Source organism: Microcystis protocystis FBCC-A270 (assembly GCF_050500235.1).
In the GTDB taxonomy this organism is placed as follows: Bacteria; Cyanobacteriota; Cyanobacteriia; order Cyanobacteriales; family Microcystaceae; genus Microcystis; species Microcystis ichthyoblabe_A.
Genome location: NZ_CP191407.1, coordinates 3,854,381 through 3,867,666, shown reverse-complemented (window position 1 = coordinate 3,867,666; position 13,286 = coordinate 3,854,381). Strand labels below are relative to the sequence as shown.

The following is a 13,286-nucleotide window of genomic DNA, read 5'->3' as shown; positions in this document are numbered from 1 at the left end:
ATCTCCGAATTCCACCAGGGAATAAGTTGGAGGCACTCCGAGGAGATAGGAAGGAGCAGTACAGCATCCGAATCAACGACCCGTACCGCATCTGTTTCGTTTGGACAGAAAGCGGACCTTCTCAAGTAGAGATAGTGGACTACCATTGAGGTGAAAGATGATCCGAGTACCAACCCATCGCGCCCCCAGCCATCCAGGAGAAGTTCTCCTTGATGATTTTCTGGAACCGATGAACCTGACACAGCGAGAGCTGGCTTTAAGACTTCACGTTCCTTACCAGCGAGTCAACGAGCTAGTCAATGCCCGACGAGGCATTACCCCCAGCACGGCACTCCGTCTGGCAAAGTTCTTCGGCAACTCACCCGATTTCTGGCTGAATCTGCAATTGCGGTGGGATATTTATCAGGTAAAAAAGAAGGAGGACGGGGAAATAGAGAAAATATCTCCTCTAAAGTGTTGTAAAATGACAAATTTTAGTGAATTATAATACAAACATTCGAGAAATCTACGAATATGCCCGACGAAAATACGGAGAACCAAGAAGCTCAAATGACAATGCCATTGGTTAGAGCTACTGACATTGCTGAATATATTCGTTATCAATCATGCGATCGCCGTTTTAAGTTAAAGTACAAAGATTATGAACTTGCCAAAAAAGATATTCCTTTTTATGAGTTGATTTTTTCAACCTCTTTAGACCCGGTTTTAGAAGCAGAAGGTCGAAAAAGAGAGGATGAATGGGAGAAATCACTTCAGAAAGAAGGATTAGTAGATTTAACCCAAATAGAGCAGAATTCTAAGGAAGACAAATCAACTAATTGGAATGACTTTGTTGAAAAGTTAACAAATTTGTCAGTCGGACAAAAAGCTTATGGACGGGAAATTGGTATCAATGGAAAACTGGGAGAATTTGAGATTAGTGGGCAAATTGATTTTGTAATTGTTTTTTGGGAAAATGAACAACCTAAACTGCGATTAGTTGAGTGTAAAGCGTCTCGAAAAGATAGAACTTATCATCGAGTACAAGTTGCTTTATATAGAATGCTTTTACGTCAACTGATAAACGATAATCCAATCACTATCAATGGAATAAATTTAAAGCCTAAAAATATTGAATGTGTTGTAGTTCGCATTGATGAAAATACTAATAAAAGTCAAGATATTATTAAATCTGAAGCTTTAAACCTAGATACAATAGAAGCTGATATTAATCGTTTAGTAGCTTCTGATGGTGTGCTAAAACGTATTATTGAAACTGATTTAACTGATTTAGATTATCAATTAGACCAAAAATGTAGTGACTGCACATTGAGTGTTCATTGTTTAGCTGAAAGTGCAAGAGAACGCCGTTTAGAATTATTGGGAATAGATTCATCAGTTGTTAAATCATTGAATAAAGTAGGTATTCAAAATCTTGATGATTTAGCCGAGATTGACTTAGCAGGAAATCAAGCTATTCAACTTCAAAAAGATATAAGTTTTACAGAGAATCTAGAACTGCTTAAATTAAAGGCAAACACTCGTCGGCGGACTCTTCCTGGTGGAGACTTAGATCCAGGAACCTATGAAGTGCAACAACTGCCAAAATATTCAGGTAACAGTCAACTTCCTGAACATAAAATTAATGGAGAAAGACTCATTCGTGTCTATCTTTCTGTTGAGTATGATTATGTAGAAAATAGAATAGGTGCGCTGGCTGCTCATGTTACTAAAAGTGAGGGAAAATTAGACCCAAAATTTGAGCAAAATGCAGATGGTAAATGGCAACCAGTTCCCAATATTAAAGAATATTTAGAAGAAGGAATTGATGAAAATAATAAACCTATTTTTAAAGAAAAAGAACTTGAGGGAAAAGATGTAATTGATTTTCAAAGATCAGGATGGACAGGAGATTACAAAGAAGATAATGGTGCTGAAAAACAGCTAATTCAACGATTTTTATTAGAATTAGTGGATGCAATCGACTCGGTTGCGGAAACAGAACAAGCCCCCATTCATTTTTATGTTTGGTCACGTCAAGAAATGACTCAATTAGTTGAGGGATGTTCTCGCGTTAATTCAGCACTATTGAGTCATTTACGAGAGTTACTAGGATGTCGAGAAAGTTTAGAACAACTTATTTACTCTTGTCTTTCCGATGAAGTAGATCGCCGTTATGCTTTAGGATGGACAGGTAGAGATTTAGCGGTTGTCACTTCTCTTAAGTGGTTTGGAAGGCGTTATCATTGGCAACGAAAAATTAGTGGTAAAGTTGTTAGTTTAGATCAAGTTTTTTTTCAAGATGTTTTTGATTTTAAGACAAACTTAGAAATCGATGAAAATAATCAATGGGCAGTATCAAATTCTCAAAATACCCGTATAAAACAAGATGAAATTACGGGAACTTGGGAAAAACTTTTACAGGGAAATGGAGGTCTTTATCTTGTTGTTCATGATGAACGTGAATCAAAACGTAGCAATCAAATTGAAGTGAAAATAATCAAAAAAATTCTTGATGCGGGAGGAGATATTCCTAATGGTTCTACTGCAATTCTTACACCCCATCGCGCTCAAAGATCGCTACTAAAAACCAAATTAGCAAATTATTATGAAAACGCTGTAGATGTAATTGATACAGTCGAGAAAGTGCAGGGTGGTGAGCGTGACAATGTGATCGTTTCTGCAACAGCAAGTAATCCATCAGCAATTGGCAAGACTGTGGAGTTCATTCTTAGTTTAAATCGCTCAAACGTTGCATTTTCAAGAGTTAAAAAGCGTTTAATAGTAGTTTGCTCTAAAACTCTCCTAGACTATATTCCAAAAGAGATTGAACACTATGAAGAAGCAACATTATGGAAAGCTTTACGTTCTGAATGTACCGATACTCTGTTTAATGACAATATTGATAAGCATCAAGTACAGGTTTTGACAAGATCACTAAAAAGCCGAACTAAGGAAGGCGATTAAGGATAACTTTGCTGCCTTGATTGACTACTGGGCGATCGATTGGGATTATGACGGCATAACCTGATTTGATGCTGACTTGTAATTGATAATAACTGAGTAATGCAGTATTAAGAGACTAGCTATACTTCTAACGAGAGATTTACAAAATTGTAACCAATCTTTTCAAATAGATACGTGCGTCAATCTATTCCCAGCCTGAAACCTTATAAGTCTCTCTCCTAAACGTTTTGTGAGAACTATTAACATTAATCAATTTTATTGTAATTTAAGAAAAGATGCTGATTTTTCGCCTATCTCAAGCGCGTAGATTTTTGAGGATTAAAGATGATGGTAGGAGATTCTTAGATTTAGGCAAATTCCCCGAAAACCGCCCCCTTTGTCAGGAAGCATTTATAGAGATTATGATGACTATTTGAGCAATGATTTATGATATAATCAAGACGGCTGACCAAAATAGCACCTAAATTCAGAACTATCTAGAATTACAGCTTTAATTTCCGCCTAACTAAACTATGACTAAATATCATCAAATCACCGTTAACAATCGTCAGACGGGCGAAAAAATTACCACCACCGTTCCTGAAGATAACTATATACTCCACAGTCTGGAAAAACAGGGCTATCAATTACCCTTTTCCTGTCGCAATGGAGCTTGTACCAGCTGCGCGGTCAGGGTATTATCGGGAGATATCCATCAACCAGAAGCGATCGGACTATCGCCGGAATTAAAAGCCAGAGGTTATGCTTTACTTTGTGTCAGTTATGCCCGTGGCGATCTGGAAGTAGCCACCCAGGACGAAGATGAAGTCTATGAACTGCAATTCGGTCGCTTTTTTGCTCGTGGGAAAGTGCGTTTTGGTTTACCCTTAGATGAGGAATAGATTAGGGATTAATCGTGCTAGATACCAGCAGCCAATTAGAAAAATACTTAGACATTGCCAGCGAAGCCGCCCTAGCGGCGGGAACAATTATCCTCGATAATTGGGGTAAAATCGAGACAATAGAAGAAAAAGGGCGATCGGGCGATTTAGTGACAGAAATAGATCGTCGAGCGGAAACAGAAATTCTCAAAATTATTGGCCGTCACTTTCCCAAACACGGGATTTTAGCGGAAGAGTCGGGAAAACTGCCAGGGACCGATAGCGACTATCTCTGGGCGATCGATCCTCTCGATGGAACCACCAACTATGCCCACGGTTATCCCGTATCCGTCGTCTCTATCGGACTACTGATCGCAGGGATAGCAAAAGTAGGAGTCATCTATAACCCCTTTAGAAAGGAACTATTTCGGGCGGCCCAGGGTTTGGGGTCCACTCTGAACCGTCGTCCCATCCATGTCTCCCGGACCGGTGAACTAGAAAAAAGTTTACTGGTGACGGGTTTTGCCTACGATCGCTGTCAAACCCCCGATAATAATTATGCCGAATTCTGTTATTTGACCCATCTGACCCAAGGGGTACGCCGCAGCGGTTCCGCTGCCAACGACTTAACCGATGTGGCCTGTGGGCGCTTAGATGGTTATTGGGAACGAGGAATTAATCCCTGGGATCTGGCCGCGGGAGTTATTCTGATCGAAGAAGCTGGGGGTAAAATTAGCGCCTACGATGAGAGTCCTTTTTTGATAGAAACGGGGCGAATCCTGGCTACTAACGGACAGATTCACACCCCCTTAAGCCAAGCTCTGCAAAAAGCGGCTTCTTGGAGCTTTCAGTTTTAATGTGATTATCATTTTGATTAAAGTTAGGATACTCTCTATGACTTTTCCAATTTCCCAGGGATTATTTCAATATGATTTAATCGATCACTTCGCTATTTTAGGAGTCTCGATCGATGCCGAACAGGAGGAGATTCGCCAGCGTTACTTAAAAATCGCCTATAAACTCCATCCTGATACCTGTCGCACTTACACCCCCGATGAAAAGGAACAGGCTCATCAGTTACTTTCAAAATTAGTTAACCCCGCCTACGAACATCTGAGCCACGATCTATCTCGCGAAGAATTTCGCCTTGTTTTAGCACAAATGGGCAAGGCAATGGGGAGAGATTTGAGTAAAATCACCATCAGTAGCGAACCAGCTAGAAAACTAGCCCAATCTAGCGCTAACTACGAATTAGTCTATCAAAAAATCCTGCAATCTTTGGCGATCGATCAATATACCGCTCTGGAAAATACCTATCAAAAAATCGCCCAACTCAGTGAACTCAATCTCGTTTATCTGATCTTAACCGAAGGTCGGGGCAACAGGAAAACCACCCCGAAAGTCTTTATCTCCCAGGGCAATACTAACCAGTCCGAGTTAGTTAGAGCGACTGTAACCACGGCAGCCCCAGCTAAAGCGAAGGAATCGCCCCTAGAAGCCTATATTCGCCGCGCCCAAGCTTCTCTTGACGAAAATAACCCCGCCCAAGCTTTGCGAGAATTGCGCGATGCCCTGCGGCAAGAACCGGATAATGGCATCTGTCACGCCCTGATCGGTTTAGCCTACCTGCGACAAAATCAACTATCCATGGCCCGGGTTCATATCAATCGCGCTTGGCAAACCAACCCCAAAGATGCGACGGTGATTAGGAGCAAACGGGAACTAGATAAAGTAATTAATTCTAATACTGAAATGCCAGACCAGAAAGGACAAAAAGAGGAAGGAGAGCGCAAGGGCGGTTTTTGGTCTCGATTTGGTGGTAAAAAGAAATAGGACTGACCAGTGCCACCGATTTTGATTAGCAAACTCCCTTGACATCCTCGCCGCCGTAAAACGGACGGCGATTCCCAAACCTCACGATTTGGGTTTCTGCTTCTTTCCCGAAGGATTTTTCGCACCTGCCGCCCCAGATTTACTCTGTTCTGGTCTTATGGTCGCTCTACAGACTGACACCGCAAGCCCTGCGGCCAAAATATTTTTACTGGCGTTAATATCTCGGTCATGGTGCGTCCCACAGTCTGGACAATCCCACTCTCGAACATTTAACGGCATTTTCTCAGCAATATACCCGCAATTACTACACCTTTTAGAACTAGGAAACCATCTATCTATTTCGATGTAATTTCTCCCATACCAACGGCATTTATAGGCTAATTGTCGGGTGATTTCTCCCCAACTAACGTCAGATATTGCCTGAGATAATTTCGGGTTTTTGACCATATTCTTGACAGCTAAATTCTCAACCACAATCGTTTGGTTTTCACGAACTAATTGAGTGGTTAGCTTATGTAAATGGTCTTTTCTACTATCGGTGATTTGAGCGTGAATCTTGGCTACTTTGATTCTTGCTTTTTCCCGATTTTTTGACCCTTTCTGTTTTCTCGAAAGGCTTTTTTGTGCCTTTCGCAGTCTCCGATAATACTTGTTAAAATGCTTGGGATTAGACACTTTATCGCCGTCGCTGGTAATTACTAGGCTACTAATTCCTAAGTCAATTCCGATGGCTTTATCTGTTACTGGTAATGGCTTAATTGTTGGGTCATCAAATCTAATTGAGATATGCCAACGTCCAGAAGGATGTAATCTGACTGTTACTGTGCTTGGTTCACAGCTTTCTGGTATTTGTCTTGACCATCGAATAGGTAAAGGTTCTGTGCATTTGGCTAAATAGATTTGTTTGTCTTTAAATTTAAAAGCAGATTTGGTAAATTCGGCACTTTCTCCTTGATGTTTTTTCTTAAAGTTAGGATACTTAGTACGACCAGCAAAGAAGTTAGTGAAAGCTGTTTGTAAATGTCTTAACCCTTGTTGTAAAGGTACACAGCTTACTTCATTGAGAAAGTTTAATTCTTCTTGTTTTTTCCAATCGGTTAGCATTGAAGAAGTTTGAACATATCCTACTCTTTCTTGTCTTTCGTACCATGCTTGTGTTCGTTCGTGGAGAGCTTTATTGTAAACTAATCTTACACAGCCCAAAGTGCGCCGCAATAGCGACTCTTGTTCGGGTGTGGGGTAAAATCGAAACGAGTAGGCTTTTTCCATGTCTCACATTCTAGCATATATTTTGTAAATGTGCTAATATTTAACAGTAAAGCCGTCGTAGAACGACGGGGTTTCAGACCCAAAATTTTCGATGATTCATCAACCCCCGGCGGGGACAAGGGATTTATTACCCCTAGAAGTTACCCAAAAAGGCTGGATTAATGATCGCCTTCAGTCTGTCTTTCAGCGTTGGGGCTATCAAAGGATCGTCACCTCCACCATTGAATGGCTCGATACCCTCACCGCAGGCGGTACGATCGATCCCAGCACCGTGATCCAACTCCACGGGGATAGTCAAGGACTATCGGGATTACGCCCTGAATTAACCGCTTCCATTGCGCGTAGTGCCGTCTCCCGCATGAGTGGGGAGTCCTATCCCCAACGTCTCTGTTATCGGGCCAACGTTTTTCGTCGCCCTAGCGCCGGTTATCACGGTCGTCAAGTGGAATTCTATCAAGCGGGGGTAGAACTGCTCTTTTCTGGCGGTTTACTAGCTGATGCCGAGATTTTACTGCTCTTGGCTGACTGTTTCGATAGTTTGGCCGTCCCTAACTGGCAGATTATTTTAGGAGAAGCGGGTTTGACTCGTTCCCTACTTTCCCCTTTTCCCGGTCCCTTACGCGAACAGGTGAAACGCTGTTTAGCCCTCCTGGACTACGTTAGCCTCGAAAATCTTCCCTATCCCAACGAAATCCTCCGGCAGCAAGCCCGACAATTATTTCATCTGCGCGGTAATCCTGAGGATGTCCTCGCACAAGTGGCCCTATTAGCCCAGGAAGAATCAGCCCAAAAAGCCGTTAATAACCTTAAATCCCTAGTAGAGCTGCTTAATGCCGATCGCTCTAGTCCTTTCCCCCTAATTCTCGATTTAAGTCTGATTCAAACCTTTGATTACTACACCGGCATCGTTTTTAAAGCGGTTAGTGATCACCAGCAAAATCTCAGTATTTTAGGCCAGGGCGGACGCTATGATCAATTATTGGGCGTTTTTCATCCCCAGGGCCAATCGGCTCCGGGTATCGGTTTTTCCCTAAATATCGAAGAACTGCACGAAAGTCTATTATCAGGGCAGATTTTACCCACCCAAGCTCCCCCCCTCGACTGGTTACTTATCCCTTTGGGTAATAACGCCCAGATAGCGACTTTTAGTAAAGCTCGCTCCCTTCGCACCAGTGATCCGAATCTGAGGGTGGCGATCGATTTAGGTGGTCGCAGCGAGGCACAAATTCGCACCTATGCCCGCGATCGAATGATTAAAAATCTCGCCTGGGTGCAAGAAGATGGTTCCGTGATCGAAGAATCTCTCTAAAAGGGGGCAAAAGTGGCGAAAATCCTGTCTTTTATCCGCTGCTATAGGACTCTATCTAGGGTTTGCGGCAAAAAGTACGGGCGAAGCATTCGGGCAATAACCTATCGGTGAAACCGTAGATTTTTTATCCGAATGCTTCGCCCCTACAGGACAAAGATGTAGATGTAGGTTGCTCTAATGGGAAGTTTTGTGACGACAAGTGGCATTGATGATATTTATGGGGAATAATAGATTTAGATGAGTGCCTAACTTTCCAATTGGTAGCGACTTGCCATGAACCCAACAACCGCCAATTATGATGAACCTTGGAAAGAAGCATTAACCGAGTATTTTGAAGCGTTTTTATACTTCTTTTTTCCCGAAGTTCACCAATTGATTGATTGGACAAAAATTCCCGAATCCCTAGAAAAAGAACTCAAACGGATTACCGCTTCAGCAAAGACAAAAAAACGTTTCGCTGACAAACTCTATAAAGTTTGGTTACTCAGAGGTGAAGAAGTCTGGATTTTGATTCATATTGAAATTCAAAGTCAATACGAAGAAAACTTCCCTCAGAGGATGTATATTTATAACTATCGTGCCTTTGATTTGTATCAGAAACCAGTTATCAGTCTGGCAATTTTAGGAGATGAACGAGTAAATTGGCGACCAGATTCCTATAATTATACCATTGCTGGCTGTGAAGTGAGTCTGAAATTCCCAACGGTTAAATTACTGGACTATGAGGAAAGATGGACAGAACTAGAAACAAGTAGCAATCCCTTTGCTATAATAGTGATGGCACACCTGAAAACAAAAGCGACTACTGGAAAGATGCCACAACGGGAACAGTGGAAGTGGAAGTTAATCAGGGGATTATATGAAAAGGAGTTCGAGAGAGAACAGATAATTAAACTGTTTGAAATCATCGACAATATGATGACTTTATCCGCTGAATTACAGTCAAGTTTAGAAAGTAAAATCAAACAATTTGAGGAGGAAAGAACCATGCCTTTAATGAGTAATATGGAGTTACGAGGAATCGAACGCGGTAAAGAAATTGGTAAGGAAATTGGGGAGTTACGAGGGATAGAACGCGGTAAGGAAATCGGTAAGGAAATTGGGGCGTTAGAAAATGCTCGTGATTTTGTCAAAACAGTTTTGCAAGCTCGCTTAGGTGAAGTTCCTTTAGATGTGGAACAATACCTGAATAAAGTTTCGGTACTATCTACATTACAAGAGATTGTTAAATTAGCAGCTACTGCTAATTCTCTCGCAGAATTTAAGCAGTCTTTGGCAAAAATCAATATCTAGAAAACGGTTTTCTTTGAGAAACTCTTTGAGAAACCCGTTTTCTTTGAGAGACCGGATACCGACCTCTGGCTTTTTGTTTTAATGGTGGACATTTACTTCGTTTTCTGTATTTTTGGCTGCAAAGTTGTAGATAGGGTAACTTTCATCGTGTTTGTATTGGCTGTTTCTGCTCCAATGTTGAAAAACAGATATTTGAGTCCTCCCTGCGCCTTTAGGCTGACTGAACCATTAATTTCAACAGTCAACTTACTTTCTACATCTACCTTACTAGAAAGAGCTTCCATGACAGATTCAAAGAGTTCTTGCAACTGAACTGCGACGGTTTCCTCTTGTGGTCCCAAAGTAGTCAGGATTTCCTCATCCTCAGTTTGTAAGCTACTAACTGAAGCTGGATCGACGGCTGTGGCATATACTTTAATTGGCATGGTCTTCCTCCTTGGAATTTTTTTGCTGTACAATCGAGAAATCTGGATCGCCATAAATACAATACAGTAGCCAAAATAAGTTTCTCTCATTGGCTGCAACTTCTTTGGCTTTGGCTACAGCCTGTCCGATAGTAATTTTCTCATCTGGGTTGAATAATTCACGGTAAACAATTTCGGCAAAGTTGACGGCATATTTCACTGGTACGGCTCCTAAAGTTCCAATGAAAGCATCTGCACCACGCTGATAAAATTTCCAGCCAAAACTGCTAAATTTTCCAAAGGTTAACACGGGAACGGTTGAAGCACAGGCGTTAGCAAACACAAGACTACCTGGCTCAAGGGGTAGCCTTAGAATGGTTTCAGGGAGCAAGTTTTCAATTCGGGTTTTGTTTTTATCGCCAGCAATTTGGAGTAGGTGCGGTTCTAAATGTCCGTGACAGGTAAAATGAAGCGCATCTGTGCCTGGAATAGCTTTTACAAGGGACGAAATTGGCTGTTTAGCTAACAATTGTACCGCTTCCAGGGGGAGAAGATTAGAGAATAGATGGGTAGCTCGCTCTGCTTCCGAGGAAGGTACATCTCCACCGACAATATTGACAATCCGCTTGATTTGTCTTTTTCCCTTACTTTCAGGTCTATTTTTATCTGGTAAATCTTGACTATCGCTGAGGCGAGGAGAGCGAGCAATAATAAACTTCTTTCCCCAAAAATCTTCGCCGTCGTACATTAATTCCCAAGGAATCCACTGTTCATTAGTGGAGATAATGACAGGAGAACCAATCTTCCAATCTCGCACTTTTTTTGCTACTTCAGAGGGAATTAACATCTCGAACAAGTTAGCGCCAACACTCTGAAGATTGAAACAGATACTCTCCCAACGCTCATCAGAGGGGTTTCCTTGTTGCACTACTTCTGTCAGGAAAGCATTCAAACTTCGCAAATCATCTTCAATTTGTTGCTGAATATTAGGAATTGTTTTCTTCCACTCGCCTAAGCGATTCGCTGGGAAGATAGTATAGAGTAATTTACTTTCTCTCTCAATCCAAGTAACATTAAGTGTATGTTTATCGGGATTAACCGTCATACTTTCTAAGTTTTTGAGACCATCAATTGGGTCTTCCATTGATAAAACTTTTGGCGATTTTTCACGATACCTGTAGGAACTTACATAAGTTTGAACGATTACATACCCAACTCTTGTTGCTCCTCTGAAAAACTCAATCTCAATAACTTGCTCACCTCTTTCAAGAGGAACAAGGGTAAAAATCACTTCGTTGGAATCGCCTTTAACTGGAACAGTCAACTGCTGCTGATAAGGTCTTATGGCAAATGCTGGAGCAGTAACCTTGACATTTAGTTCAACTTGCTTAGTATTACGTCCTACTGTAAGCAAAATTTTTTCTAGAACACGAGTAAATTTTGGAATCTCTTCAGTTAGCTGAATCTTTAAATCAACTTTTTGTTCAAGAACACATCCTGATGGGAATTCGATTCGAGTGTGGCGTTCAATTGTTACGCTTTTATCTTTATCCCTAGCAAAATATTCACGGAACCGATAGATTAAGGGTAGTTTTTGCTCGCAGTATAAGATTATATCCTTCGTCTCCTCGTCAATAATACATAGCGTTTGCATAATCCTTCTGCGCTCGTTCATGGTTAGGCCTTTACTGGTAATAGCGCTTCTATCAACAATTACTGATAAGTTTGTTTCTGGATGAGTCAGCAGTTGAAATTGAATACAGAAATCAGCCAACTCGAAATATTGATCCTTAATAGCTTGATAAGCTGTCTCAAGGAGGTCCAAATCGACTTGGCTCATAATAGTGGCAAAATCAGCCACAAGGCTTTGAGTTTCAGCAGCAAATTTCTTTAAGAGAGTATCAGCTTCACTAAACTTATTTTGTCCCAACAATGCAGCAAGTTGTACGAGTTGTCTGTTACGAGTGTTAGGAAAGTATGCAGCCAAAGCATAAGCCTCGGCGAATTCCCCTTCTCCCAGAAGAGCGACAATCGGTTGCAGCCAAGTTTCACGAGGTGTTTCACTGCGAGTTTCCATTTCCTATACCCTTCCTGACAACGTGGAAAATCTCGTCCTCACTGGTACTGGTAATCTTAATGGCACGGGTAATGCCTTGTCAATCTGGCAATTAATGCCCCGGGCGCTTTTACCCGGGCAACAAATAGCACCACGACCAATATTAACACCATTGTTACTAACGTCTTTACCGATGCTAATGGGGCAACAGCCGGAAATCAAGCTCTCGGGATGAACAGCGCTGTTTTAGTGCGGGACAATAGTTCTTCTACTTACCTAATTATCAACGACGGTACAGCAGGCTTCCAAAGTGCTAATGATTTGGTGATTAATCTGACTGGGTTAACGGGTAATTTACCGGCGCTCGGCACTATTGCGGTCAATAGTTTCTTTGTCTAAATTGATGGGGGGGATTAATTCCCCCCTTTTAATGCTCCCGTTCAAGTAATTTTGATACAAAAAAAGTTAAGAGGCTCTTCTCGACTTTGTGTTATAAGTAGCTGGTTATAATTAAATTAAAAATGGATTTTGCCTCTGATCCCCCCTTAGTCCCCCCTTGATAAGGGGGGTGCCGATCCCCCCTTAGTCCCCCCTTGATAAGGGGGGTGCCAATCCCCCCTTAGTCCCCCCTTGATAAGGGGGGTGCCAATCCCCCCTTAGTCCCCCCTTGATAAGGGGGGTGCCAATCCCCCCTTAGTCCCCCCTTGATAAGGGGGGTGCCAATCCCCCCTTAGTCCCCCCTTGATAAGGGGGGTGCCGATCCCCCCTTAGTCCCCCCTTGATAAGGGGGGTGCCGATCCCCCCTTAGTCCCCCCTTGATAAGGGGGGTGCCAATCCCCCCTTAGTCCCCCCTTAATAAGGGGGGTGCCGATCCCCCCTTAGTCCCCCCTTGATAAGGGGGGTGCCGATCCCCCCTTAGTCCCCCCTTGATAAAGGGGGTGCCGATCCCCCCTTAGTCCCCCCTTGATAAGGGGGGTGCCGATCCCCCCTTAGTCCCCCCTTAATAAGGGGGGCATCTGATAATTTTTAACGCCTACCTACTTGATTTTTGCTTATGAAACCGTGAAATACCTATCAAGCAAGACTTTTAGGGCTATTTTGACGTTCGGCGATGCTCAGTCGAGCCGCAGAAGAAACTAGAAAATATCAGTATAGACCTCGTTTCCACACATAAACCAGAAGAACCCAAATACTGATGGGCAGTCAGGAGTTTAAACTTGTGGAGAGACTGTAAGACTCGTTGGGATTCGTCTTAAAAAGCAGGTTTCTGTGAAGCAAGAATCTCCCATCACACAGCTTGGCATTGTGATGGCGAG

At 42.3% G+C, this 13,286-nt stretch carries 11 protein-coding genes and 2 pseudogenes; 10 read left to right on the top strand and 3 right to left on the bottom strand.

Annotated elements, in window-relative coordinates; genetic code table 11:
- Positions 1 to 2: 2 nt before the first annotated feature.
- The 7 genes and pseudogenes from ACQY1X_RS18780 to ACQY1X_RS18750 form a co-directional block, all read left to right on the top strand.
- Positions 3 to 149 (top strand): annotated as a pseudogene (locus ACQY1X_RS18780) (type II toxin-antitoxin system RelE/ParE family toxin); the annotation flags it as partial.
- Between the two features lie 8 nt (positions 150 to 157).
- Positions 158 to 487 carry a HigA family addiction module antitoxin gene (locus ACQY1X_RS18775; RefSeq protein WP_193958981.1) on the top strand — a complete coding sequence of 110 codons (330 nt, stop codon included), beginning with the start codon at positions 158 to 160 and terminating at the stop codon, positions 485 to 487.
- A gap of 26 nt (positions 488 to 513) precedes the next feature.
- Complete coding sequence (locus ACQY1X_RS18770) at positions 514 to 2,946, top strand: AAA domain-containing protein (protein ID WP_430015002.1); 2,433 nt, start codon at positions 514 to 516, stop codon at positions 2,944 to 2,946.
- 275 nt (positions 2,947 to 3,221) lie between these two features.
- Positions 3,222 to 3,362: a hypothetical protein gene (locus ACQY1X_RS18765; RefSeq protein WP_002737679.1), complete on the top strand. Its 141-nt coding sequence runs from the start codon at positions 3,222 to 3,224 to the stop codon at positions 3,360 to 3,362.
- A 96-nt stretch (positions 3,363 to 3,458) separates the two neighbouring features.
- The gene (locus ACQY1X_RS18760; RefSeq protein ID WP_002737677.1) at positions 3,459 to 3,827 is read left to right on the top strand and encodes a 2Fe-2S iron-sulfur cluster-binding protein; all 369 of its coding nucleotides are present in this window, start codon (positions 3,459 to 3,461) and stop codon (positions 3,825 to 3,827) included.
- A gap of 14 nt (positions 3,828 to 3,841) precedes the next feature.
- Positions 3,842 to 4,663, top strand: a complete 822-nt coding sequence (locus ACQY1X_RS18755; RefSeq protein WP_430015001.1) for an inositol monophosphatase family protein — start codon at positions 3,842 to 3,844, stop codon at positions 4,661 to 4,663.
- Positions 4,664 to 4,700: 37 nt separating this feature from the next.
- Positions 4,701 to 5,639, top strand: coding sequence for a J domain-containing protein (locus tag ACQY1X_RS18750; protein WP_069474130.1), 939 nt, complete (start codon positions 4,701 to 4,703; stop codon positions 5,637 to 5,639).
- Positions 5,640 to 5,720: 81 nt separating this feature from the next.
- Here ACQY1X_RS18750 and ACQY1X_RS18745 read toward each other — a convergent pair whose 3' ends face one another.
- Positions 5,721 to 6,908 (bottom strand): RNA-guided endonuclease InsQ/TnpB family protein, encoded by a 1,188-nt coding sequence (locus ACQY1X_RS18745; protein ID WP_430013331.1) that lies wholly within the window; start codon positions 6,906 to 6,908, stop codon positions 5,721 to 5,723.
- Between the two features lie 91 nt (positions 6,909 to 6,999).
- Here ACQY1X_RS18745 and ACQY1X_RS18740 point away from each other — a divergent pair, with 91 nt between their 5' ends.
- Complete coding sequence (locus ACQY1X_RS18740) at positions 7,000 to 8,217, top strand: ATP phosphoribosyltransferase regulatory subunit (RefSeq protein ID WP_430013330.1); 1,218 nt, start codon at positions 7,000 to 7,002, stop codon at positions 8,215 to 8,217.
- A 273-nt stretch (positions 8,218 to 8,490) separates the two neighbouring features.
- Complete coding sequence (locus ACQY1X_RS18735; protein ID WP_430013329.1) at positions 8,491 to 9,510, top strand: hypothetical protein; 1,020 nt, start codon at positions 8,491 to 8,493, stop codon at positions 9,508 to 9,510.
- 92 nt (positions 9,511 to 9,602) lie between these two features.
- On the opposite strand, the gene ACQY1X_RS18730 is transcribed toward ACQY1X_RS18735, so the two are convergent.
- Together ACQY1X_RS18730 and ACQY1X_RS18725 are read right to left on the bottom strand one after the other, a co-directional pair.
- The gene (locus tag ACQY1X_RS18730) at positions 9,603 to 9,935 is read right to left on the bottom strand and encodes a hypothetical protein (protein ID WP_194018217.1); all 333 of its coding nucleotides are present in this window, start codon (positions 9,933 to 9,935) and stop codon (positions 9,603 to 9,605) included.
- Entirely contained in the window at positions 9,925 to 11,991 is a 2,067-nt protein-coding gene (locus ACQY1X_RS18725; RefSeq protein WP_311131682.1) for a CHAT domain-containing protein, read from the bottom strand. The genes ACQY1X_RS18730 and ACQY1X_RS18725 overlap by 11 nt, the downstream gene beginning before the upstream one ends.
- Here ACQY1X_RS18725 and ACQY1X_RS18720 point away from each other — a divergent pair.
- Positions 11,975 to 12,369: pseudogene (locus tag ACQY1X_RS18720) on the top strand (bluetail domain-containing putative surface protein); the annotation flags it as partial. The gene ACQY1X_RS18725 and the pseudogene ACQY1X_RS18720 overlap by 17 nt on opposite strands.
- Positions 12,370 to 13,286 lie beyond the last annotated feature (917 nt).

What these genes read in the sequence shown, in the direction of transcription:
- ACQY1X_RS18750 (WP_069474130.1), top strand. Translation starts at nt 4,701, where the DNA reads ATGACTTTTCCAATTTCCCAGGGATTATTTCAATATGATTTAATCGAT.
- ACQY1X_RS18725 (WP_311131682.1), bottom strand. Translation starts at nt 11,991, where the DNA reads ATGGAAACTCGCAGTGAAACACCTCGTGAAACTTGGCTGCAACCGATT.
- ACQY1X_RS18730 (WP_194018217.1), bottom strand. Translation starts at nt 9,935, where the DNA reads ATGCCAATTAAAGTATATGCCACAGCCGTCGATCCAGCTTCAGTTAGT.
- ACQY1X_RS18760 (WP_002737677.1), top strand. Translation starts at nt 3,459, where the DNA reads ATGACTAAATATCATCAAATCACCGTTAACAATCGTCAGACGGGCGAA.
- ACQY1X_RS18775 (WP_193958981.1), top strand. Translation starts at nt 158, where the DNA reads ATGATCCGAGTACCAACCCATCGCGCCCCCAGCCATCCAGGAGAAGTT.
- ACQY1X_RS18745 (WP_430013331.1), bottom strand. Translation starts at nt 6,908, where the DNA reads ATGGAAAAAGCCTACTCGTTTCGATTTTACCCCACACCCGAACAAGAG.
- ACQY1X_RS18765 (WP_002737679.1), top strand. Translation starts at nt 3,222, where the DNA reads ATGCTGATTTTTCGCCTATCTCAAGCGCGTAGATTTTTGAGGATTAAA.
- ACQY1X_RS18735 (WP_430013329.1), top strand. Translation starts at nt 8,491, where the DNA reads ATGAACCCAACAACCGCCAATTATGATGAACCTTGGAAAGAAGCATTA.
- ACQY1X_RS18770 (WP_430015002.1), top strand. Translation starts at nt 514, where the DNA reads ATGCCCGACGAAAATACGGAGAACCAAGAAGCTCAAATGACAATGCCA.
- ACQY1X_RS18740 (WP_430013330.1), top strand. Translation starts at nt 7,000, where the DNA reads ATGATTCATCAACCCCCGGCGGGGACAAGGGATTTATTACCCCTAGAA.